General features: G+C 32.1%; 25 protein-coding genes. 16 read left to right on the plus strand and 9 right to left on the minus strand.

The window, feature by feature from the left end; translation table 11 throughout:
* The first annotated feature begins 5 nt into the window (after positions 1–5).
* The 16 genes from PF022_RS05565 (at position 6) to PF022_RS05640 (ending at position 12401) form a co-directional block, all read left to right on the plus strand.
* Positions 6–782 carry a class I SAM-dependent methyltransferase gene (locus PF022_RS05565; RefSeq protein ID WP_271023099.1) on the plus strand — a complete coding sequence of 259 codons (777 nt, stop codon included), beginning with the start codon at positions 6–8 and terminating at the stop codon, positions 780–782.
* Positions 783–795: 13 nt separating this feature from the next.
* A complete protein-coding gene (locus PF022_RS05570) occupies positions 796–1185 on the plus strand; it encodes a hypothetical protein (RefSeq protein ID WP_271023100.1) in 390 nt (129 codons plus the stop codon).
* A gap of 9 nt (positions 1186–1194) precedes the next feature.
* Entirely contained in the window at positions 1195–1950 is a 756-nt protein-coding gene (locus PF022_RS05575) for a class I SAM-dependent methyltransferase (RefSeq protein ID WP_271023101.1), read from the plus strand.
* A gap of 71 nt (positions 1951–2021) precedes the next feature.
* Positions 2022–2303: a hypothetical protein gene (locus PF022_RS05580; protein WP_271023102.1), complete on the plus strand. Its 282-nt coding sequence runs from the start codon at positions 2022–2024 to the stop codon at positions 2301–2303.
* Between the two features lie 17 nt (positions 2304–2320).
* The gene (locus tag PF022_RS05585; RefSeq protein ID WP_271023103.1) at positions 2321–2857 is read left to right on the plus strand and encodes a WbuC family cupin fold metalloprotein; all 537 of its coding nucleotides are present in this window, start codon (positions 2321–2323) and stop codon (positions 2855–2857) included.
* Positions 2811–3332: an SDR family NAD(P)-dependent oxidoreductase gene (locus PF022_RS05590; protein WP_271023104.1), complete on the plus strand. Its 522-nt coding sequence runs from the start codon at positions 2811–2813 to the stop codon at positions 3330–3332. The genes PF022_RS05585 and PF022_RS05590 overlap by 47 nt, the downstream gene beginning before the upstream one ends.
* A gap of 135 nt (positions 3333–3467) precedes the next feature.
* A complete protein-coding gene (locus PF022_RS05595; protein ID WP_271023105.1) occupies positions 3468–4400 on the plus strand; it encodes a radical SAM protein in 933 nt (310 codons plus the stop codon).
* Positions 4401–4409: 9 nt separating this feature from the next.
* Positions 4410–6137 carry a class I SAM-dependent methyltransferase gene (locus PF022_RS05600; protein ID WP_271023107.1) on the plus strand — a complete coding sequence of 576 codons (1728 nt, stop codon included), beginning with the start codon at positions 4410–4412 and terminating at the stop codon, positions 6135–6137.
* Positions 6134–7216 carry a DegT/DnrJ/EryC1/StrS family aminotransferase gene (locus tag PF022_RS05605; RefSeq protein WP_271023108.1) on the plus strand — a complete coding sequence of 361 codons (1083 nt, stop codon included), beginning with the start codon at positions 6134–6136 and terminating at the stop codon, positions 7214–7216. The genes PF022_RS05600 and PF022_RS05605 overlap by 4 nt, the downstream gene beginning before the upstream one ends.
* Complete coding sequence (locus PF022_RS05610; RefSeq protein WP_271023111.1) at positions 7206–7943, plus strand: formyltransferase family protein; 738 nt, start codon at positions 7206–7208, stop codon at positions 7941–7943. Before PF022_RS05605 ends, PF022_RS05610 begins: the two co-directional genes overlap by 11 nt.
* 77 nt (positions 7944–8020) lie before the next feature.
* A complete protein-coding gene (locus PF022_RS05615; protein WP_271023176.1) occupies positions 8021–8506 on the plus strand; it encodes a radical SAM protein in 486 nt (161 codons plus the stop codon).
* The gene (locus tag PF022_RS05620) at positions 8436–8891 is read left to right on the plus strand and encodes an SPASM domain-containing protein (protein ID WP_271023112.1); all 456 of its coding nucleotides are present in this window, start codon (positions 8436–8438) and stop codon (positions 8889–8891) included. The genes PF022_RS05615 and PF022_RS05620 overlap by 71 nt, the downstream gene beginning before the upstream one ends.
* Positions 8892–9761, plus strand: coding sequence for an SDR family oxidoreductase (locus PF022_RS05625; protein ID WP_271021414.1), 870 nt, complete (start codon positions 8892–8894; stop codon positions 9759–9761).
* Positions 9758–10843 (plus strand): DegT/DnrJ/EryC1/StrS aminotransferase family protein, encoded by a 1086-nt coding sequence (locus PF022_RS05630; RefSeq protein WP_271021413.1) that lies wholly within the window; start codon positions 9758–9760, stop codon positions 10841–10843. The genes PF022_RS05625 and PF022_RS05630 overlap by 4 nt, the downstream gene beginning before the upstream one ends.
* Positions 10809–11816 (plus strand): formyltransferase family protein, encoded by a 1008-nt coding sequence (locus tag PF022_RS05635; RefSeq protein ID WP_271023114.1) that lies wholly within the window; start codon positions 10809–10811, stop codon positions 11814–11816. The genes PF022_RS05630 and PF022_RS05635 overlap by 35 nt, the downstream gene beginning before the upstream one ends.
* A gap of 24 nt (positions 11817–11840) precedes the next feature.
* Positions 11841–12401: an acyltransferase gene (locus tag PF022_RS05640; RefSeq protein WP_271021411.1), complete on the plus strand. Its 561-nt coding sequence runs from the start codon at positions 11841–11843 to the stop codon at positions 12399–12401.
* Here PF022_RS05640 and polA read toward each other — a convergent pair whose 3' ends face one another.
* The 9 genes from polA to PF022_RS05685 all read right to left on the minus strand — a co-directional run.
* Entirely contained in the window at positions 12402–15065 is a 2664-nt protein-coding gene (gene polA / locus PF022_RS05645) for a DNA polymerase I (RefSeq protein WP_271023116.1), read from the minus strand.
* 30 nt (positions 15066–15095) lie between these two features.
* Complete coding sequence (locus tag PF022_RS05650) at positions 15096–15839, minus strand: TerC family protein (protein WP_271023117.1); 744 nt, start codon at positions 15837–15839, stop codon at positions 15096–15098.
* A 397-nt stretch (positions 15840–16236) separates the two neighbouring features.
* Complete coding sequence (locus PF022_RS05655; RefSeq protein ID WP_271021408.1) at positions 16237–17217, minus strand: iron-sulfur cluster assembly scaffold protein; 981 nt, start codon at positions 17215–17217, stop codon at positions 16237–16239.
* 11 nt (positions 17218–17228) lie between these two features.
* Positions 17229–18401: a NifS family cysteine desulfurase gene (locus PF022_RS05660; protein ID WP_271021407.1), complete on the minus strand. Its 1173-nt coding sequence runs from the start codon at positions 18399–18401 to the stop codon at positions 17229–17231.
* Positions 18402–18479: 78 nt separating this feature from the next.
* Positions 18480–19187 (minus strand): 3-deoxy-manno-octulosonate cytidylyltransferase, encoded by a 708-nt coding sequence (kdsB, locus tag PF022_RS05665; protein WP_271023119.1) that lies wholly within the window; start codon positions 19185–19187, stop codon positions 18480–18482.
* A complete protein-coding gene (locus PF022_RS05670) occupies positions 19187–19435 on the minus strand; it encodes a TFIIB-type zinc ribbon-containing protein (protein WP_271023121.1) in 249 nt (82 codons plus the stop codon). The genes kdsB and PF022_RS05670 overlap by 1 nt, the downstream gene beginning before the upstream one ends.
* A gap of 10 nt (positions 19436–19445) precedes the next feature.
* Entirely contained in the window at positions 19446–20498 is a 1053-nt protein-coding gene (locus PF022_RS05675; protein ID WP_271023122.1) for an NAD-dependent epimerase, read from the minus strand.
* On the minus strand, positions 20498–21613 hold the full coding sequence (locus PF022_RS05680; protein WP_271021403.1) for a pyridoxal-phosphate-dependent aminotransferase family protein: 1116 nt from the start codon (positions 21611–21613) through the stop codon (positions 20498–20500). Before PF022_RS05680 ends, PF022_RS05675 begins: the two co-directional genes overlap by 1 nt.
* A gap of 60 nt (positions 21614–21673) precedes the next feature.
* A partial coding sequence (locus PF022_RS05685) for a hypothetical protein (protein WP_271023123.1) occupies positions 21674–23037 on the minus strand: 1364 nt, incomplete at its 5' end.

Genomic DNA, 23037 nt, shown 5'->3' on the forward strand with positions numbered 1-23037 from the left:
TAGATATGAATGAATTTGTAGAATATTATACTAAGCATAAAATTTCACCAGTAGCACAAGATATAAGCGATCTTAATTTGCACATAAAACGAAGGCTTAGATTATATTCTGCTTTAGGTATTAGCGGAGTTTTGTTTAAAGGTGCAAAGATATTAGAAGCAGGAGCAGGAAGTGGATATAATACTCTAGTCTTTTTGCTTCTTGGAGCTAAGGTAGATATAGTAGAGCCAAATGAGACTGGTAGAATAAAAATGCAAGAGCTTTTTAATAAATATTGTATAGATGAAGAACTATATCAGATTCATGCTTGTTGTATTGAAGATTTTAAAAGTGATGTTGAGTATGATTTTATTATTGCAGAGGGATTTTTGCCTGCATTTCCTAAAGAATATAGAAGCAAGATTGCAAAAGGATTATTGGAACATTTAAGTGATAAAAGCACACTTGTTACAACAACAATTTGCGAATTTTCTTACTTCTTTGAATACCTAAGAATCTTACTCAGCTTTGTATTGCAAGAATCTTATCAAATTTCAAAATTTGATGATTTGGTTGATATTTTTTGTGTAGCATTTAAAAGCCATCTAAATTCTTTAACTCACGCATCTCGTCCCATAGAAGAATGGGTCAAAGATACATTACCAAACCCAACTACAGAGCATTTTTCATATAGTCTAAAAGATTGTATTGTGGAGTTATCAAGTATTTATAAAATTCTCTGCGGGGGGGGGGGGCGATATTTGCACTATTGGTACGAATCCTTGTCTTATTCCAAATCTTAGTTGGTATAAAGATATGGATTATTCATATAAAGACACAATTAAAGATGAATTCTATAGAAAGCGACATATTTTGTTGTGCCATAAATTCAAAGATAGTATAAGAGATGAGAGATTAAATATGGAACTAGAAAAGGATATTTTGGATTTTAGAGATGAGCTTTTAAAATATAGAGAAAGCAGAAGTGAGGATATTTTAGATTCAATAATTATAAAATTAGAAGTAATAGAGACTAAAAATAGAGATTTAGGAGAGTTTTTCTCTCAAAGTCTAAAAGAATGTATAGAGCTTCTAAGAAAGAAAAATATCACAAAAGAAGAAGTTAGAGATATGAAATATTTTGCTTGTGCTTGGGGAAGAGGACAGCAGTATATTAGTTTTTGTAAAGATGATTTTAAGATTTAAAGGAATGATATGAAGTGCTTAATTTGTAATGGAGAGCTAGAAGAACTTGTAGCTAATTTAAAAGGAAATATATCAGCATATCCAAGTGGTGGTGTGTATGATTTTAGCCTTTGTATATGTAAGTCTTGCTCTTTGGTGCAAAAATACATTACAAAAGAGTATGAATCTTTGTTAGATGATGTGTATAAAAATCATTATACTTTCTTTAGCAATGAGCAAAATACGCTAAAAGGTGGAGAGGAAGAGAGGGGCAGATTAGAGATAGAATCTGTAGCGAATAAAGATGGGTTTTCTTGGCTTGATTATGGTTGTGGTGGAGGACATTTTATAAGGCTTTTAAATAAAATCCGACCAAATTTTAAAATTTATGGTTATGATGTAGCAGATGTAAATGTAGAAAAATTTAAAGATTGTAAGATTGAAAGACTATTTTTTGGTGGTGAAAAGATAGATAAAAAGTTTGATTATATTAGTCTAAATATGGTACTAGAGCATTTGTTTAATCCACTAGAGGTGCTAAAAAGTCTAGTATCAAATTTAAAAGAAAATGGAAAAATGCTAATTCGAATCCCTAATTTTAGATTCTTGCCTACTGATTTATATATCTATGAACACACAATGCATTTTCAAAAAAGCACAATAGATTTTTTATTAAATAAGGTAGGATTGAAGTTTGAAAAATTTATAAGTGGTATTCCAAATATCGAATATGCTTTGGTAGCAAGTAAAGATTCTAACCTCTGCGGGGGGGGGGGGGCAAAATAGATAACAACTCATTTAGTAGTAATAAATCTGAAGCGTTAGAATCAGTTAGGTTTGTAGAGTATGTAGATAAGATGATAAGAGAATGCAAGAATGAAAATATAGGAATCTTTGGAGTAAATGGCGTGGGTGCTCTTATGGCATGTAGATATAAAAAAATAAATTTTATAGTAGATGAAGATGTAGCAAGACAAAAGATGTTATTTGATGGAAGGGCGATAATTTCTCCAAAAGATGCACAAGGCGATATTTTATTAGCATTTAGAAATAAGAGCGAAACAAATAGAATCTATAAAATATTATGTGAAAAATATCCCAATAAAAGATTTATTAATTTATGTAAGGATTTTATATAATCTAAAAAAGGAAAAATATGAGTTTAATAGAGACAAAAGATGCTAAAAGCCCCACATTCTACAAAGAAGATTCAAATTTTAGTTATATAACTAATGAAGATATAGAGTTTGTAAAAAACCACTGCAAAGAAAAAAAACAAAGCACTAGAATCTGTCTGCATAGAAATGGAGAGAGTGATTTGCACAATATGTTAATCGCACATTTAAGAGGAAACTATATAAGGCCACATAAAAATCCTACAAAAAGCAAAGCATATCAGATAGTAGATGGAGATATGCGAATAATAGGTATAAATTATAATGAAGAAAAGCTATTTGATATCAATCTAGCTAATGAAAAGATTCTAAGGATAGAAAAAGATATATATCTTTTATTGCTTCCCGTAAGTGAAGTGGTGGTATTTCATGAAATAGCTTTAGGTCCATTTATAGCGTCTAATTCTCTGCGGGGGGGGGGGCAAATATATGCCTCTTTTAGCCCACAAGAAAATGATAAAGGCGGCATAAATGAGTTTGTCGCAAAATATACCAAAGGCACTTATAACTGGCTCTAGTAGAGGTATAGGACTAGCAATAGCGAAGAGACTTCATACACTAGGATATGAAGTAATTTTGGTAGCAAGAGATAAAGAAAGGTTGCAAAAGATAGAAGAATCCTTAAAGAATAGGATTCTTACTTATGCAATAGATTTAAGCTGTGATAAAAATAGCAAAGAATTTTTGGATTTTTTAGAATTTATAATTAAAAATCTACCTAGTGTTGTGATACATAATGTAGGTGGTAGGCTAGAGTGTGATAGTCAGCCACTAGATTATGAATATTTAATGAAATCAATAGATTTAAATTTGGGTGTTGCAGTATCCATAAATCATAAAATACTTCCATTTTTAAAACCAAAATCGCATTTACTTTTTATTAGCTCTGATTCTGCGCTTACAGGTAATGGCGCACCTGGTTATGTAGCTAGTAAAGCAGCACTTAATGCATATATAAAAAGTACTGTGAGAGTGAAAAATATAGCAAAGTAAAAGAGGCACAACCTTTGGGTAGATTTGACACATTAGAAGAAATATCAAGCTTTGTAGAAATGTTAATAATAAAAAACAACATGCTCACTACAGGTGAGATATTTTTACTAAATGGTGGCGTATAAAGGAGAAAGTATGTTAAAAACAAAAGAGGATATAGCAAAGAGATTGAATATTAAAAGCTATGAAGAAGTTTTGCAGTTTCCAAAGTATTTTGAGTTTGAAACAATAAATGCGTGTAATGCAAGATGTCTTATGTGCACTATAGATGAATGGGATGGAAATCCAAAAAAGGTGGTGAGTGATGAGTTGTGGCGTAAGTTTGTAGAGAATGTAAAGCCACATAAAGAATGGATAGAGAAGATTACTTTAACAAGAGATGGTGAGCCACTACTAGATACAAAAATAGCACAACGAATAAAAACCCTAAAAGAAGTTGGAATAAAAAAGGTAGTAATTGTAACTAATGCTCAAGCACTAAGCAAAAGAAAATCTCAAGAGATTCTAGAAGCTGGTATTGATGAGATATATTTTAGTGTTGATGGATATTCTAAAGAGGTATATGAAAAGATTCGTGTTGGGCTTAGCTATGAGAGGGTTTTGGAGAATATTTTGTATTTTATAGCTTTAAGAGATTCTAACTTTCCTAACACAAAGATACGATTAAGAATGATAGAGCAAAAAGAAAACAAGTTTGAGAGCGAATCTTGGTTGTTTTTTTGGAAAAGTAAGGTTGATTTAGAAAAAGGAGATATGGTATATGTGATGCCTCTTCACAGCTGGGGAAATCAGTTAAATACTGAATCAATAGATAAAGTAGAATATATGTCATCTTTTGCTTGTATATCGCCTTTTAGCTCTATGGCTATTCATTATGATGGTAAGGTTGGCATTTGTGGTGTGGATTATGGAAGCAAACATCTTTTGGGAGATTTTAGCAAAAGTAGTATAGAATACATTTGGCAAGAGGGATTTAAGAAGGCAAGAGAGCTTCATTTAAATTCTAAAAGAAACGATATTTGGTTGTGTCGTGGTTGCGATTTATGGGATAGAAATTATAAATATTAAGGAAAATTCTTGGACAAGGTAGATTTGATATTAGAATGTAGATTATGCAAGAGCAACGATTTGCAAAATATAATTACTCTAGAGAAAAATCCAATTGGTGATAGGTTCTTTTCTGATATAAATATTGCAAAAAGTATGGAGTTACATAATGTAGAGCTAATGCTTTGCAAAGAATGCGGACAGATCCAGTTAAGTGAAGTAGTAAGTCCTAGTGATATTTATACAGAAGAATATCTTTATACTTCTAGCACTTCAGTTGGATTAATAGAGCATTTTAAAAAGGGTGCTAGAGAGCTAATAGATAGATTTAATTTAAAAGAGGGTTCTTTGATTGTTGAGATAGGCAGTAATGAAGGTGCTATGTTGGAGGCTTTTAAAGAGCTTGGAATGAAAGTGCTAGGAATCGACCCTGCAATGATTGCAGCTTCTAAGGCAAAAAAGCGTGGGGTGGATACCATATGTGGGTTTTTTTCTCTAAATTTAGCTAAAGAAATAGAAGCTAACTATGGAAAAGCCAACATGGTAATCGCCAACAATGTAATCGCCAACAATGTAATCGCCAACAATGTAATCGCCAATATCCCCTTGTTGCAAGAAATAGTGCATGGCATATCGAATTTATTAGAAGATTCTGGGGTATTTGTATTTGAGACTAGCTATGCACAAAGTGTGTTAAAGAGGCATCTAATAGATACTATTTATCATGAACATATTAGTTATTTTTCTGCTAAGCCTTTGGGGAGATTCTTTGCAACTTGTGGTTTAGAGCTATTTGATGCAGAGGAGATTTGGACTAAGGGAGGGAGCTTAAGAGGGTATGTATCTAAGCCGTTGTGTTTTAAAAAAACACAACGGCTAAATGATATTATAGAAAATGAAGAATCTTTTATCTTTGCTTCTCATATTGTAGCAAATAGCACAAATTTGGAAGTTTTGTTTGATGAAATTAGCAAACTTCTAGGAGATAGAGAAGAATTTATTTTTGAGAGCTTCTATGCTAAGGCAGTTTTTGATAAAAATCTGCTAGATATGGTATTTTTGGAACATATTAATTATTTGTATCTTTTACCTTTGGTTGAGTTTTTGGAAAAAAGAGGGCTAAATTTATATGATGCAAAGCTAATTGATAGCAAGGGTGGAAGCATACAAATAAGAATCTCAAAAGATATGAGTAAAGAAAAGTCAAAAGAGCTTTTGGGATTAATGGAAAATGAGAGAGAATTTTTCAAAAAAGAAGATATTTTTACAAACTTCACAAATGGATTGGAAAAGTTTAAAGCTGAAGTTAGGAATCTTGCTTTAGAGATTAAAAAAAGACAAGGAAGTGTTGGTGTATATGGGGCTTCTGTGGGTGGAGTTATGATGGTATATCATTTGGGATTGAGTGATGTGATTGATTATTTCTTAGATGATAATGTAGTAAAGATTAATAAATACGCACCTGCTTTAGGGGTTGTCGTAAAAGATTCTAAAGCCTTAGAAAATGAAGGCATAAAAGAGTGTATAAGTGTGGCATGGAGATTTATGGAAACAATTACAAATAAACATAAAGAATTTTTAGAAAAGGGTGGTGTATTTTATTCATTAGAATTGCCAACTTTAAGTGTAAAACAATATGTAAAAGAAACTAAATCCTCTGCGGGGGGGGGGGGGCAAAATAGAGAGCTAATTCTCCTTTATCTGCTATATTTAAGGTGCAAATTTAAATATCCTCTATTTTTAGGGGGTGCTAGATGATAAGGTTTATGAATCTAGCAGTTACTGAATCTGAAAGAGATTCTCTTCTTCAAGTAATTTTACAAGTTTTTAATCATGGTATTTTTATAAATGGTCCGGAACTAACAGAATTTGAATCTGAAATTTCAAAATTGCATAACAGAAAATATGCTAATGGTGTCTGCTCAGGCAGTGGTGCTTTATTGTATGCATTAAAGGCGTTAGGCATTGGCATGGGTGATGAGGTGATTACTACTTCACTTAGTTGGATAGCTACTGCAAATGCTATTGCAAGTTCTGGTGCTACACCAATTTTTGCTGATGTAGATTCTGATTTAAACATAAATATAGAAAGTATAGAAAAATTAATAACACATAAAACAAAGGCAATTTTACCTGTGCATTATGCAGGAAGGGTTTGTAAAATAGATGAAGTATTAAAATTAGCAAAAGAAAATAACCTAAAAGTCCTTGAGGATGCTTCTCAAGCAATAGGTGCTAGTAAGAATGGAATCTTAGCGGGTAGTTTTGGTGATGTATCTGCTTTTAGTCTTAATCCTATGAAAGTGCTTGGTGCGTTGGGTGAAGCTGGGGTTGTGCTAAGTGATAATAAAGAGATAAAAGAAAGAATAGATATCCTAAGATACAATGGCACTATAAATAAAGAATCTTGTATTACAGTTAGTTTAAATGGAAGAATGGATACACTTCAAGCTAGTATTTTATTAGAGAGATTAAGAACATTTACCAATATAATAGAAAAAAGAAGAGAAATTGCATATTACTATCATAAACATTTAGAGGATGTTGTTAAGATACCTTTAGAAAATGAAGGTGAGAAAAATAGTTGGTATAGCTATACTATTATGGGGGAAGATAGAGATTATTTGCAAAAATATCTGCTAGAACATGGAATTGAGACAAAAATACAACATCCAATTTTAATGCCAGAACAAATTGCATATAAAGGTAGTAAGTGCATAATAGATAATGCACAAAAAATTGTAAAGCAAATTTTATGTATCCCTGCAAATGAGAAAATAACAAAGAATGAACAAGACTATATAATAGAGAGAATTAGGAGATTTTATGGGAAGTAACATAGTTCTTTTTGCCACAAAGAGAGTTGGGATTGAAGTTTTTCGATTCTTGCTTTCTAATAATTACCCTATTTGTTGTGTTGTTAGTAATGAATTAGAAATAGTAGAGTTTGCAAAAGATTCAAATATACCTTGTTGTCCTTTTGGTGATGTAGAAAACTTTTTAGATACTCTAGAATCTTTTTCTTGGCTTATAAATGCGTGGAGTCCGCATTATATAAAAAAGGAAATTTTAGATAAGTTTGAGCATAGATTAAATATCCATCCAAGTTATGCACCATATACTTTGGGTAATGATAATGCTGCATGGGCAATAATGGAAGAAGTTGAAAATGGTGAGATAATCGCTGGGGTTTCATTATTAGAGATGACAGAGAAGATTGATGAGGGTGGAATCTGGGCTAGAAGTAAGGTTGATGTGAGCTTTCCAATCAAAGGATATGAGTTACAAAAGTTATTAATAGATGAGTGTATAATACTTTTTTGTGAGAAGTTTAGCGATATTTATAGTGGTAAAGTAGAAGTTATGTATTTGAGCCCAATATCCAAGCATACAAGAAAAGAAACAAATGCAAAAAAGATTCTAAAGAGTAGTGATATGCTTAGTGTATATGAAGTTGTAAATAATATTTTAGCAAATGATTTTAGCCCTAATTATACGAGCATTTTAGAACATAAAAACCAAAAATACAAAATAACTATAAATTTGGAGAAAATTAATGACTAATGAAGAATATGTGCTTAGCAAAATAGATAGATTCTCTGCGGGGGGGGGGGGGATTATATAGTTCTTTTCCTAGATTTATAAAGTTAGAGACAAGTAGCAATTGCACTGCTAGGTGTCTTATGTGCGGTATAGATGAGTGGAAACGTGGTGGTGCTATTATGAAAGATGAATTGTTTTTTAAGATTGCAAATGAGATTATTTTACACAAAAATGATGTAACAAAAGTAGCACTTTTTGTTGGCAATGAGCCACTTTTGGACAAGAGCTTAGCATTTAAAATTAAAAAATTTAAAGATTCTAATATTGCTGTTAATTTCTCTACTAATGCTTCATTGTTGGATTTTAAGAAAGCAAAAGAAATTTTGGATTCTGGTCTTGATGCAATTAATTTTAGTATTGATAGCCTTGATAAAAAAGAGTATGAAAAGATTCGAAAGAATCTTATTTTTGAGAGAGTTATGGCCAATGTTATTTGTTTTTTAAAAATGAGAAATGAGAAAAATTATAAAACTAAAAATAAGGGTAAGCATTATAAAAAGCAATGCAAACAAAGAGTGTTTTGATGAGATTTATAATTTTTGGGCTAGAGTTCTTGATGTTAGTCGTGGAGATTCTATTAGGATTGATGATCTTTCATATGTATATGGAACAGATTCTAAAAAAGATACTATAGAGCAAATGCAGGGGAACATGGAAGAAATATACAAAGAAGCAAACAAAAAACCATGTTATATATTATGGAATACAATGGTAATAAAATGTGATGGCAGTGTTGCTTTATGTAATGTAGATCAGTGTAGAAATGTAATTTTGGGAGATTTAAATACACAAAGCATACAAGAAATATGGACAACATCAAAGGTAAAAGAAGCGTATAAACAAGCACATCTTAAGGGTGGAAGGGGTAGAATTAATCTATGTAAAAATTGTCTTGGGTGGCTAGAATAGATGAAAAAAATGTTTATCTTTGGTGGTAGCAAAGGTATTGGTGGAGTATTTACCAAACAAGCTTTAAACAATTGTGATGTTACCTTATTTTCTCGGACGAATCCCTATTCTTTTGATGTAAATTTTATTGAATCTGATTTTTGTAAAGATGAGTTTTATAGTACACTAAAAGAGAAATTAAAATTAAAAGATTCCAAAAAAATAGATCATTTAGTGTTCTTTCTAAAATATCGTGGAAGTGAAAGTGGTTTTGATGATTTTAGTGGTGAAATTCAAGTGGAATTAATAATGGTGAAAAATGCTTTGGATATTTTAGAAACTCATTTGAGTGATAACGCAACAATAGTCTTTGTAAGCTCTATTTGCGGGAGTCTGATAGCTAAAAATCAGCCTTTAGGATACCATGTAGCTAAGGCTGGTTTGGAGCAAATTGTTAGATTTTATGCGTTAAATTTGGCAAAAAGAGGCATAAGGGTAAATGCAGTAGCACCTTCTTTAACTCTAAAGCCAGAAAATGAGGAATTTTATAAAAATGAAGAAGAATTAAGCAATCTTTATAAAATGCTATCCCCGCTTGGTAGAATGGGTAGAAGTGAAGATGTATGTGAGGCTATTTGGTTTTTGTTAAAAAGTAGCTTTGTAAATGGGCAAATATTGCGTGTAGATGGTGGAGTTAGCATACAAGAATATGAAACTCTAGTAAGAAATATTGCAGAATTTTATAATAAAGCACCATTGCAAAAATCTAATGATAAAGGAAATACAATGAAAAATACTAAATTCTCTGCGGGGGGGGGGGCAAATAGAGAGATAATCTCTTGTTATTTTTGTAATAATTTAAATTATGCTGCTAAAGAGGTGGTGGCATGAGTTATGTTATTGATTGGTGGAATATATCTTTAGGTAAGGAAGAGCAGGAGGCAGTTGCAAATGCAATAAAAAGTCGTAAAATCGCGCAAGGTAGCATTACAGAAGAGTTTGAAGAAAAAGTTGCAAAGTTTTTAAATGTGCCTTATGCACTAGCTGTCCCTAATGGCACACAAGCACTAACTTTAGCATATATGGGTCTTGGGATAGAATTAGGAGATGAAATAATAATGCCAAATAGGACATTTGTGGCTACTGCTCATGCTGGAGTTATACTAGGAGCTAGAATAAAAGCAATTGACGTAAAAGATAATCAAACAATCAATGAAGAACTCTTAGAAACTGCAATTACTTGCAAAACTAAAGTAATAGTGCCTGTGCATCTAAATGGTGTGGCATCTAACATGGATAGAATCCTAGAAATAGCTAAAAAGCATAATATAGAAATAGTAGAAGATGCCTGCCAAGCCTTTGGCTCAAAAGATAGTAAGGGTAGAAATCTTGGTTCTTTTGGTAGGTTTGGTTGCTTTTCTTTAGGACTTGCAAAGATTCTTACAACAGGGCAAGGTGGGATTGTGGTGATGAAAGATAAGAATGATTATGATAGGCTAAGGAGGATTAGAAATCAAGGCGTCTTTGATGTAAGGAGTGAAAATAGTTATGAAATTAAAGCTTATAATTTCAAGTTTAATGATATGCAAGCTAGTGTTGGCTTAGTGCAACTCTCTAAAATAGAAGAAAAAATGAAAGCTTCAATTAATAATTATAAAAGATATGAAGAGAAATTAAAGGGGGTTAAGATTCTAAAGTCAAATATAGAAAATGGTGAAGTACCTATGAGAGTGCTTATTTTTGCAAAAGACAATTTAGCATTAAGAGAATATCTGCTTAGCAAGGGGATTAAAACTTCTTTAGAATCTCCATCTTTAAATCATTGTCCGCATTTGAATATTAAAGAAGAATTTCCTGTAAGTGAAGTTTTTAATAACGAGCTTTTAATACTACCTAGTGGTCCTAATTTGGAGTTAGAAAAGATAGATATAGTATGCAATGAAGTCAATAAATGGGTGGAAGAAAATGCCTAGATGTGTGGTGATAGGAACTACAAATAGTGCAATCTCTCTAGCAAAAGGTGTATTGGATGGAGGTGGAGAGTTAGTTGCTGTTGTGAGCTTAAAAAAGGAGCTTTTGCCAAATAATTCTGTAGATATTGAATCTTTTGCCAAAAGTGTAGGTTGTGAGTATTATGAAGTAGATGATATTAATAATTTTACTTCCTTATTTGCTAGTTTTGATATGGATTATTTGATTGTTAGTTGGCCTAAGATTCTAAAAGAAAATATATATAAGCTATCCAAGAGAGCAACTATTGTAGCACATGCGACGGATTTGCCAAAGAATCGCGGAAGACATGCAGGACATTGGTATAAGGTTTTGGGGCTTACAGAGGGGGTTTTGAGCTTTTTTTATATGGATAGTGGTGTAGATAGTGGAGAGATTATTTTAAAGCTTCCATTTAAGATATTAAAGAGTGATACTATAAATGATATAAATAAAAAAATAGATAAGCTAAGTAAAGATGGTATTTGTGAGATTTTGCAAAACGAATCTTTGGTTAGAAATAAAACCAAGCAAGTAGGAATCCCAAATTATTGGCGTAAGCGAAATATGCATGATGTGCTAATAGATGTAAGAATGCCTATTAGATATATTATTTCTTTAGTAGATTCTTTTTGTCCTCCTTATCCTTGTGCAAAGCTTATCTGTGAATCTAAAGTCTTTGATATCACAAAAGCAGAAAAGATAGATAAAGAATGCAATAATATAGAATATGGCAAGGTGTTTTTACTAGATGATACTAGTATTATTTTAAAATGTGGAGATGGTGCAATTAAACTATATAGCAATGAATCTTTTAAAGATTATTTTGTAAAACTTCAAGGATTAGAAAATAAAAAAGGACTAATAAATGTTGAAAACTTGGATTCTGCGGGGGGGGGGGGGATTTATGTGCTCACTCCATCGTTTTATATAGCAAAACACAAACTAGAATTGTAGAAAATTTAAAGCATGGAGAATTCCATGCTGTATTCTAGAGAAGATCTTTTGTCAATGGGATTTAGACATTTAGGACAAAATGTAGAGATTGACACTAGAACAACAATTGATAATCCACAAAATATATCTTTGGGTGATTTTGTAAAAATTGGATCTTTTGTAATTTTAGGAGGAGATATAAAAATAGCTTCTTATGTTCATATTGGATCTTTTACATCTCTTTATGGTGGATATGGTATAGAAATTGGATCATTTGTCGCTATTAGCAATTATGTTAGACTTATCAGTCATAGTGATGATTATTCAGGCGATAGTTTGACTGCTCCATTTGTTCCTGATGAGTTTAAACCAAAGCAATATGGCGGGAAGATAACTATAAAAAATCATTGCATAATAGGTAGCGGAAGTTGTATTTTACCAAGTGTAACTATGGAGAATGGGACCGCATTAGGTGCTATGAGTTTATTAAAAGATTCTACGCAAGAGTTTGGAATTTATGCAGGAATACCTGCAAAAAAAATAAAAGAGCGTAGCAAAAAACTTCTAAAGCTAGAAGAGGAATTTTTGCAAACTATCAAGCATTAATTATTTTAACTTACTCCAGTTATCACCCATATTTATACTGCATTTTAGTGGGATTTTTAGCTGTAAGGCATTTTCCATAATTTCTGCAATTATTTTTGATTCTTCTTCTACTGCTTCTTTTGGAGATTCAAAGATTAGCTCATCATGCACTTGAAGGAGCATTTTTGATTTCAGTTTTTGTTGTGTTATTTTATTCATTGCAATTTTTATGATATCAGCAGCACTTCCTTGAAAAATAGCATTTATTCCTTCTCTTAGAAATGTTGCTTTTTGATGTTCTTGTATATCCTTAAAATCAAAGCTTCTCTTTCGCCCTAATATAGTTTTTGAATAGCTATTTTTTAAGATGAATTCTTCTTGTAGTTTTAGGAATCCTTTAACGCTTGGGAATGATAAAAAATAATTTTGTATATATTCTTTTGCTTGTTTGTAGTCTATTTTTAGCGTTTCGCTTAGTTTTTTTGGTCCCATTCCATAAATTAGTCCAAAGTTTATGCTCTTTGCTATGCTTCTATATTCTTTTGCCATCTCATTGCCAAAGATTTTTTTAGCAGTTTCTAAATGTATATCTAAATCATTAAAAAATGCATCCATCATGGCTTTATCTTCTGAAAAATGAGCTAGTAATCTAAGCTCTATTTGTGAGTAATCAAGGCTTAGTAGAGTATGGTTTTCTTTGGCGATAAATGCTCTTCGTATGTTTTTGCCTTGAACATTTGTCGTTGGTATGTTTTGTAGATTTGGATTTTTGGAGCTTAGTCGCCCTGTGTTTGTGCCTGTCTGCATAAATGAAGTATAGATTCTATGTTCTTTGTCATTTTGTGCATATGAAATTAGTGGCTCAATATATGTGCTATATAGTTTAAAGAGTTCTCTGTATTCTAGGATTTTTGGGATTATTGGGTGTGTGTCATATAGTAATTTTAGGACATTCTCACTCGTGCTAAAGCCAGATTTCGTCTTTTTGCCAGTTTGTAGTTGTAAGTCGTTAAATAGCACATCTGCTAATTGTTGAGGTGAATTTAAATTGAATCTTTTTTGTGTTATATCAAATATTTCTTCTGAAATATCATTTAGCCTTTGTTTTGTTTCTTGCTTTATTGTGTTTAGATATTCTACATCCACTCTTATACCGCCTAGCTCCATATTTACTAGATTTTCTATAAATGGAAACTCAACTTCTATTGCAATATTATTTAATTCCTGCTCTAGCAAATCTTTTAGTTTAAAATACAGACAATAACTAGCTGCTGCATCTTCACTAGCATATTGTGCTGCATGACTTATTGATACTGACGAGAAATTTTCATCTTTTTTTACTATGTCTTTGTAGGCTATCATCTCATGAGAGAAGTATTTTTTCATCAAAAAGTCTAAGTTGCTTAAAGAATCACTCTTATAAAGCCATGCAAGTATCATGGAATCTCTAACTTTAGAGAAGTCTGGGTAAATATTAAAGTTTGTTTTTAGAATCTCTATATCATATTTTATATTATGTCCTATGATTTCTTTGCATGAGAATATTTTTTTTATAAATTCTTTTGCACACTCTAAGCTTACTTGCTCTTCAACCCCAAGATAACTGTGTGCTATTGGGACATAGTATGAATCTACCCCATCTAAGCTAAAGGAAAATCCGACTATCTTAGCAGTCTTTACATCAAGTGAAGTAGTTTCTGTATCAAATGCGATTATCTGATTTTCATCTAAATTCTTGGCAAACTCCATTAATGCTTCATTAGTGTTTAGTAGATTCCATTTGTATGAGAATCTAGAATCTTGCCGTTTCTCTTGTAGATTTTGTTTTATTTCTTTTGTGTTTGATAGCTTTTTTAGTATGCTATTTAAGTCGTATTTTACTAGAGATGGAATTATGTTGTTTAGTGGGCATATTTTTGGCATTAGACATGATGGTAAATCAAGATTTTTTATTAATGAATCGTTTAATCTCACTAGCTCTTTGCTTTTATAAGCATCACTTTTAGAATCTTCTAGTAATTTTCTTATCCTTTCTGTTTTTATTTTGTCTAAATTTGCATAAATATTATCCAAACTCCCAAACTCTTCTAAGAGTGCTGCAGCCCCTTTAGCACCTATACCCTTTACACCAGGGACATTATCTGCAGTATCTCCAACAATGCTTTGATAGTCTATAAATTGTTCTGGATATACGCCGTATTTTTCTTTGCATTCTTCATGTTTTACTTCTATTTTCTTAATTGGGTCAAAGAGAAGCGTATTTTGGTTTATTAGCTGATATAAGTCTTTATCATGGCTTATTATTCTTACCTTTATACCTTGCTCTGTTGCATATTTGTTAAGTGATGCTATTACATCATCTGCTTCATATCCATCTATGCTTATACTCTTAACTCCCATTTCCTCTACCCATTGCAGTGCTATTTCTAGTTGTATTTTTAGATTCTCTGGTGCTTCTTGTCTGTTTGCCTTGTATGTTGGGTCTATTTTTTTTCTTAGATTTTCTTTTGAATCTACAGCAAAAATTAAATAATCATTTGGATAATCTCTATGTAGTTGCATTATTGTCTTTGCAAACCCAGTTAAAAGCCCAGTTGGGAATCCTTGTGAATTTTGTAGTCTTGGGAGTGCAAAATAGCTTCTAAAAAGAAATCCAAAAGTATCAATTATTGTTAATGTTTTCATGTTTTATCCTTAACAAGGAATAGCCTTGTTTTAAGAGTTTTGTTGTTTTTTTAGATGCTTTTTTTTGATATATATGTTTATAGATTCTACACCTAGTGAAAATGCCATAGCAAAGTATATGTATCCTTTTGAGATATGGAATTCTAAGCCTTCTGCAACTAGTGTTACTCCAACTAAAATTAAAAATGCTAATGCTAGAATCTTAATAGTTGGATTATCATCAACAAATTCTGAAATACTCTTACTAGCTATCATCATTACGCCAACAGCCACGATTACTGCAATTATCATTATCTCTATATTGCTAACCATACCAACAGCAGTAATTACTGAATCTAAAGAAAAGACAATATCTAAAATTGCAATTTGTATTAAAATCGCAAAAAATCCTTTCTTTGCACCTTCTTTTAGAGTGTTTTCATCTTCTTGTTTTTCTGCATTGTCAATATCATGGTGAATCTCTAGCGTTGATTTTGCTATTAAAAATAATCCTCCAAGAATTAAGATAATATCCCTGCCTGATATTTCTTGTGAAAATACACTAAATAGCGGTTCTGTAAGCTTCATAATCCAAAATAGTGATAAGAGTAACAAAATTCTAGTAGCCATAGCTAAGCTAAGTCCGAAGATTCTAGCTTTTTGTCTCTTCTCTTGCGGTAGTCTTCCAACTAAAATTGCTATAAAGATGATATTATCTATCCCTAAAACTATCTCTAAGCCTATAAGTGTTGCAAGTGCTATCCACATTTCAGGGGAGTTTATCCATTCAAACATTGCGTAACCTTTGTATAAAAATCAAGCAAAATTTTAAGGTTTTTATCTTAAAACATTGCTTTTAATAAGTCTATTTGTTCCTTTGATTTTATAAATCTTTAAAACATGAAGCTACTTTTGTGTAGTTTAGGTTTTTGTAGAATTTATCTGCCTTCTGTGTGATTTTAATATGATTAAATTTACAAATATACAAGTAAGAATTTTAATAAAAACAAAAAAGCATAGTTGCAAAGTCATAGGATTATTGTATCTGTATCCAAAAGCTTGTAATTGTAGGCTTTTACATGGTTTTGAATTTGGATTTAAATTATTAGGTTTAGAGTAGGGCGTAATTATTGTATGATATTACGCCCTCTAGTATGTTTTATTTAAAGAATCTCATCTATCTAAACTTTATTTATACCGGAAATACTCTAATGCTTTTATCTAGTGCTTCTTGTAATACAGATTCAATTGCAAATAGCGTCCCAGTAGAGCCACTAGCACAGCCACTGCATGCACCAAGATAGCGGATATATACATCAGTATAACCATCGCTTGCATTTTTAAGTTCTATTATTTCCATATTTCCGCCATCCATCATAAGCATAGGGCGAATCTTCTCATCAATTACAGATTCAATAGCTTTAATCTTTTGCACCATTGTCATATCATTGAAGCTCAAATTTCCACTAGCACTTGAATCTGCTTTATTTTTTAGAGATTCTTCTTCCATTTCTGCTCTTACATCACGCAGAATATCTACTAAGTAATACTCTCTTTCTTCATGACCACCCGGCTTTATACAGCTTTTACAAAATGCACCTGCCTTTGTGTATTCTGTGATTTCTTCTACGCTTTTTAAGTCATTTAGCTTGATTACTTCTTTTAGTGTCCCAAGGCTTACTCTAGCACATTCACACACGATTATTTCATCTTCGAAATCTTCTGGATTCTTGCCTAGATATAGCCCTGCTGCTTTTTTAATTACATCATATGCCATTACAGAGCAGTGCATTTTTTGTCCCGGCACTGCTGGAGTATCTGGGTCATCTCTTAGTGCTTTTTCTACATCTATGTTTGTGATTTTTACTGCTTCTTGCACTTTTTTACCAAGACATAATTCAACCATCATATCAGAACTAGCAATAGCAGTCCCACAACCAAAACTCTTAAATTTCGCATCTACAATTACATCATTAGAATCTACAAGCCAATAAAGCCTAACTGCATCTCCACAAGCCTCTGCACCATAATCAGCTACAATTAGTTTTAAGCCTCTTTTGTCTGCTTCATCTTGTGTGATAACTCCAAGATGTGTTGGATTATCCATTCTTTCACTAACTTTCTTAGAATAAGCGTCCCATAACGCTCCACCAAGTAATTCATTTTTTGCCATATTTTTTCCTTTTAATAACTGCTTGAAATCGCTCTTAAGCGTTCTATTGATTTTTTGAATATATCTATTGTGTAGTTAATTTCTTCTTCTGTTGTGAATCTACTTAAAGAGATTCTAACTGCAGTGTGTGCTAATTCTTTATCCGCACCAATTGCACTCATAACTGGGTTTGCCTCTAAATCTTCGCTTGCACAAGCACTACCGGTAGAACAAGCTATACCAAATTTATTTAAATCCCAAAGCATAGCCTCGCCTTCAACACCTCTAATACTAACTAGAATCGTATTTGGCACACGATTAGAGCGATTACCAACTACAAAGGTATCTGGCAAACTAAGCAAAGCATCTTCTAATCTATCCCTTAGTCTTCTTACATTATTTTTCTCAAAATCAAGGTATAAAGTTGCTTGTCGCATAGCTTCGCCCATTGCTACAATATAAGGCACATTTAGAGTTCCGCTTCTTCTTCCGCCCATGTGTTCTCCACCATGAAAAAGAGGAGTTAGTTCTCTACCTTTTTTGATAAATAGCCCTCCAATGCCCTTTGGACCATGGAATTTATGTGCTGAAAAGCTTAAAAAATCAATATTACACTTTTGCACATCTACTGGAATCTTTCCGATTGCTTGTACCGCGTCTGTGTGAAAAAGAACCCCCTTTTCTTTGCAAATTGCACCGATTTCTTCGATAGGGAAGATAATCCCTGTTTCGTTATTTGCCCACATAATGCTTACAAGTGCAGTTTTATCTGTGATTGCTTTTTCTACTTCTTTAGCATCTAAGCCACCGCTTTCTCCGATGGGCAAATATGTAACTTCTACACCAAGTTCTTCTAAGAATCTACAGGTAGAAAGAATAGCCGGGTGTTCTACTTCTGTGGTGATTATGTGATTTTTTTTTCCATGTCGCAAAACATCAAAATATACTCCTTTTAGCACCCAGTTATTACTCTCTGTCGCACAAGAAGTGATAATAATATCGTCTTCATCTTTAGCATTAATCCCATCATATAAGTGATTGAAAGCTTCTCTTATGGCACTATGAGTTTCTGTGCCAAAGCTATGAAGTGAGTTTGGATTCCCATATTTTTCACAAAAATAAATATCCATTAATTCCTTTGCCTTTGGGTCTAGCATAGTAGTTGCATTATTATCTAGATAAACCCTATTTTTAGGTTTTTCCATACAAATATCCTTTAAAAAAATTAAATTATAAATTACCTTTAGCTTTTAACCTAAATAAACTTAAAAGAGTTTGAATTATTACATGAATATTTTTATCGCTAATTCCAAATCTTCTTTTGTATCAATTCCAAATGATTTGCTATCTACTTTCGTCATTATTATTTTTTTGCTATTATCTAGTGCTCTTAATTGCTCTAGTTTTTCTATGTTTTCCATATTTGATTTTGGTAGGTTGCAGAATTCTTGCAGACTTTTGCCGCTAAAGGCATAGATTCCTAAATGACCATAGTACATGATGCTTTCATTATCTCTATTGTATGGAATCTTAGCTCTTGAGAAATATAGTGCTTCGTTATTTTTATTTATTACTACTTTTACTAAATTTGGGTTTTCTGCTTCTTGTTGGCTTATTTCTTTCATGCAGCTACCCATAAACGAATCTTTATTGTCTAGCATTGTTTGTTTTAATGATAGTATGACTTCTTGTTCTAAAAATGGCTCATCGCCTTGTAAGTTTATTATTAGCTCATCATCTCTTAAAGATAAGATTCGTGCACACTCTGCGATTCTATCTGTGCCACTATTATGATGATTGCTAGTTAGAATCGCTTCTATATTGTGTGTTTTGCAAACTTCAATTACTTCATTATCTTCACAAGCTACAACCACGCTATCTATTTCTTTTGCGATGTTTGCAACACGTACTATCATAGGGATGCCCCCTATGTTTTGTAGAATCTTTTGTGGGAATCTAGTTGATTTTAATCTAGCAGGTATGATAATCATTAAAAATCAAACAATTCACCCAAAAAGCTTTCTCTTTTTTTGGGTTTGTGATAATATCCACCTCTATCATCATGGCGTGGTCTCTCGTTATAGCTTTGAGGTGTTTGTGTTGCTTGTGAAGATCTTTCTATTATTTTATCTAGCTCACCTCTATCTAGCCATACTCCTCTGCATTTAGGGCAGTAGTCTATCTCAACTCCACTTCTCTCGCTCATTACTAAATCAACATTGCATACAGGACACAACATATTCTCTCCTTTAAATATTATAAAATTCTCTATACCAAGATACGAAATTTTTAATACCAACCTTAATTGGTGTATTTGGTTTATAATCTAGTTCTTCTATTAAATCATCCACATTTGCATAAGTAGAAGGCACATCACCTGCTTGAAGAGGTAGCATATTTTTCTTTGCTACTTTTCCTATTTCTTCTTCTATTGCACTTATAAAATCCATTAGTCTAACTGGATTATTATTTCCTATATTATATATTTTATATGGTGCTTTTGAGCTGTGTGGGTCTGGATTCTTGCCACTCCAGTTTGGATTTGGTGTAGGGATATTATCAATTACCCTTGTTATACCTTCTACAATATCATCAATGTAGGTAAAGTCTCTTAGCATTTCACCATAATTAAAGACATCAATAGCTCTTTCTTCTAAAATCGCCTTAGTAAATAAAAATAAAGCCATATCAGGGCGACCCCATGGACCATAAACAGTGAAGAATCTTAAACCAGTAGTTGGTAGGTTAAATAAATAAGAGTAAGTATGTGCCATAAGTTCATTACTTTTTTTGCTTGCTGCATATAGGCTTATTGGGTGATCTACATTATCACTAGTGCTAAAAGGCATACTTTCATTTAAGCCATATACTGATGAGCTAGAAGCGTATGCCAAGTGCTTTATGTCATTATGTCTTGAGCATTCTAGGATATTTATAAATCCAACTATGTTGCTATCAATGTAAGCATATGGATTTACAAGTGAGTATCTAACTCCAGCTTGTGCTGCTAGATTGCAAACCTTGTCAAACTTTTCTGTTTTAAATAGAGATTCTAAGTTTTCTCTATCTTCTAGGTTTAATTTTATGAATCTGTAATTTTCATATTTATCGCTTTGTATAATTTTGTTATACTCGATATTGTCTGTATTGATTCCAGCTCTTTTTAATCTACCATATTTGATATTTACATCATAGTAATCATTTATGCAATCAAGCCCTATTACTTCATCGCCTCTTTGTATTAGTTTTAAAGCCAAAAATGATCCTATAAATCCTGCTGTTCCTGTAACTAAAATTTTCATTAACTCTCCATTATAGAATAATATTGTTGTAAGAATATTTGATTTGCAAGTCCATTGAACTCTCTTCTCTTTAGCTTTGATAAGCAAAGTTCTATTGCATTAACTACCCAGCTTATCTCATGTATAGGTATAATTCCCATGTGATTTATTCTAAAAATTTTGCCCTTTAGCCTATCTTGCCCACCTGCTATATTTACATTAAAATCATTTTTAAGCATTTTTCTTACTTTTTCTGCATCATCGTCTATAACTGTAGTCATAGCTAGTGCTGGTATTTTTGGATAGATTCTTAATCCTAAGTTTTCCATAACGCAATCACATGCTAGTGATCGTGCTTTTGTTTCTTTATATATATTTTCATACCCTATTTTTTTAGCTTCTTTTAGAAATGCACAAAGTCCAGTTGCCAAGCTCACAGGAGCACTCCATGCAGTTGTATTTTTTTGTTGGTTTTTTAGTTCAGTTTTTAAATTAAAGTAGAATCCTACATTTCTAGATTCAAGCTTTTCTAGTGCAAATTGACTTAATCCTATGATACTCATACCAGCAGGTAGCATAAATGCCTTTTGTGAGCCACCGATTAGAACATCTACATTTGATACATCTAAAGGTTCTACGCCCATAGCTGTTATTGCATCTATTATTACGGTAACATCTTTGTTGTATTCCTTGATAGCTTTTGCTATAACTTCATAAGAATGTCTTAACCCTCCAGCACTCTCACACACTTGCATACAAATTGCATCTATATCAGGATTTGCTTTTAGTGCATTTATCACACATTCTAATCCAGCAGGAGTATCCCATTCATTGGTGATTTCTATATATGGTATGTTAAAGGCATTTGCAATCTTGCTAAATCTTTCTCCAAATTTACCACTATTTATTGTTAGCACTTTTTTGGCACAAAATGTCAATAAACTAGCTTCCATGGCCCCACTACCAGAGCTAGATAGCATTAGAACTTCAGGCATTTTTATCATATCTTTTAGTAGTTCTCTGGTTTCAGAGAATATAGATTCAAATTCTTGTGTTCTGTGATGTATTGTTGGCAATGCTAGAGCGTTTCGTATGAACTCTGGTGTTGGTGTAGGTCCGGGCGTAAAAAGTAGCATGTCTTTCTCCTAACTATTCCTTAAATTAAGCATACTATCTAATTTTAACTCAAGTAAAACTTAACAGCTTTTGCACCACAACATATAAGATAAAAATTCTGCAATTTTTTGACTTGAATCTCCAAAATTAAATACTTCATTTTTAATATAATTTGTGATCTCATTTTTAAATTTTTCTCTATTGTTTATGATTGTTGATATGTTATGTTTGACTTCTTCTATAGTGTTTGCAACCATTTGAATCTTTTCTTCCGGATTTACTTTCTTTTGAGAGTATATTATACATGGGCTTTTTGTAGCTATTGTATATGTATAGCTAAGTGAGCTTAGATTTGTTATCAGTATGGGTGTTTTTTGTATTTGTTCTAAGCTTAATTTGATACTATTATCGTATGTGAAATTTTTATATTTTGTATATTGTTTAACTATTTTTATATTTATGGAATCTTCTCTTTGGTTTGGGTGTGGTCTGTAGATTATTTTGTATTCTTTTATTAGTTCTTCTATTAGTTTGTTTATACTTTTGTAATTGCAATATTTGCTGTTTGGTGCCAATAATATAGTGTCATTTGTGTATTTATCTATTTTTATATCATTGTATCTATCTAGCGTTGGAGCACCAAGTGGTAATAATTTGTAATATGGTGGATCAAATTTGGCATATACATCATTAATCATTGTTTTATATGCTTGAAGTTGTCTTTGAGAACTAATAATTACATAGTCATTATTATCAAAAATAGAGCGAATATTGCCAGAGAAATTTTTTTGAATTATCAAATCAGTCCCAGAGCTAAAACTATGAGATAGTTGTACAGAAGTCACACTAGGGTGAAATCTCTCTTGCGATTCTGATATTGCAATCCTAAAAAAGTTAATCCTGCTTAATATTTCTTTGTCTTCTATAATCAATGCTACGCTATTTCCTATCCTATCTTGTGCATCATCTTTTTCTTTTTGATTTGTGCATAAAAACACAATTTCAATGCCCATTTGTTTGAGAAAATTCTCTACATTACCTCTATGTTTGCTACCGCTTCTACCGGCTATAATACATGCTATTAGATTGTTTTTGTTATATCTTTGCGAAAAGTAATTATTTAGACATTCTGCTACAAATTCACATCCACAACTAAAAGGTATATTCTTATCTTTTAGCTTTTTTGCTAGTGTCATAAAGTTTCGTCTTGATGATATTAATATCTTCTCATTGTTTGAATATTGATAGTTTTGAATGTTTTTTATTTTGTCATTATCATCTATGAAACCTATATTGTTGTATCCTACAAATCTCAATAAGGCTTCTATCTCAAGCCCTAGTTTTCCTTTGGGATAAATTATGATTCTTGTCTGTGTGTCTGTGTGTCTGTGTGTCTGTGTGTCTGTGTGTCTGTGTGTCTGTGTGTCTGTGTGTCTGTGTGTCT

This window comes from Helicobacter sp. WB40 (genome assembly GCF_027859275.1).
Lineage (GTDB): Bacteria > Campylobacterota > Campylobacteria > Campylobacterales > Helicobacteraceae > Helicobacter_D > Helicobacter_D ibis.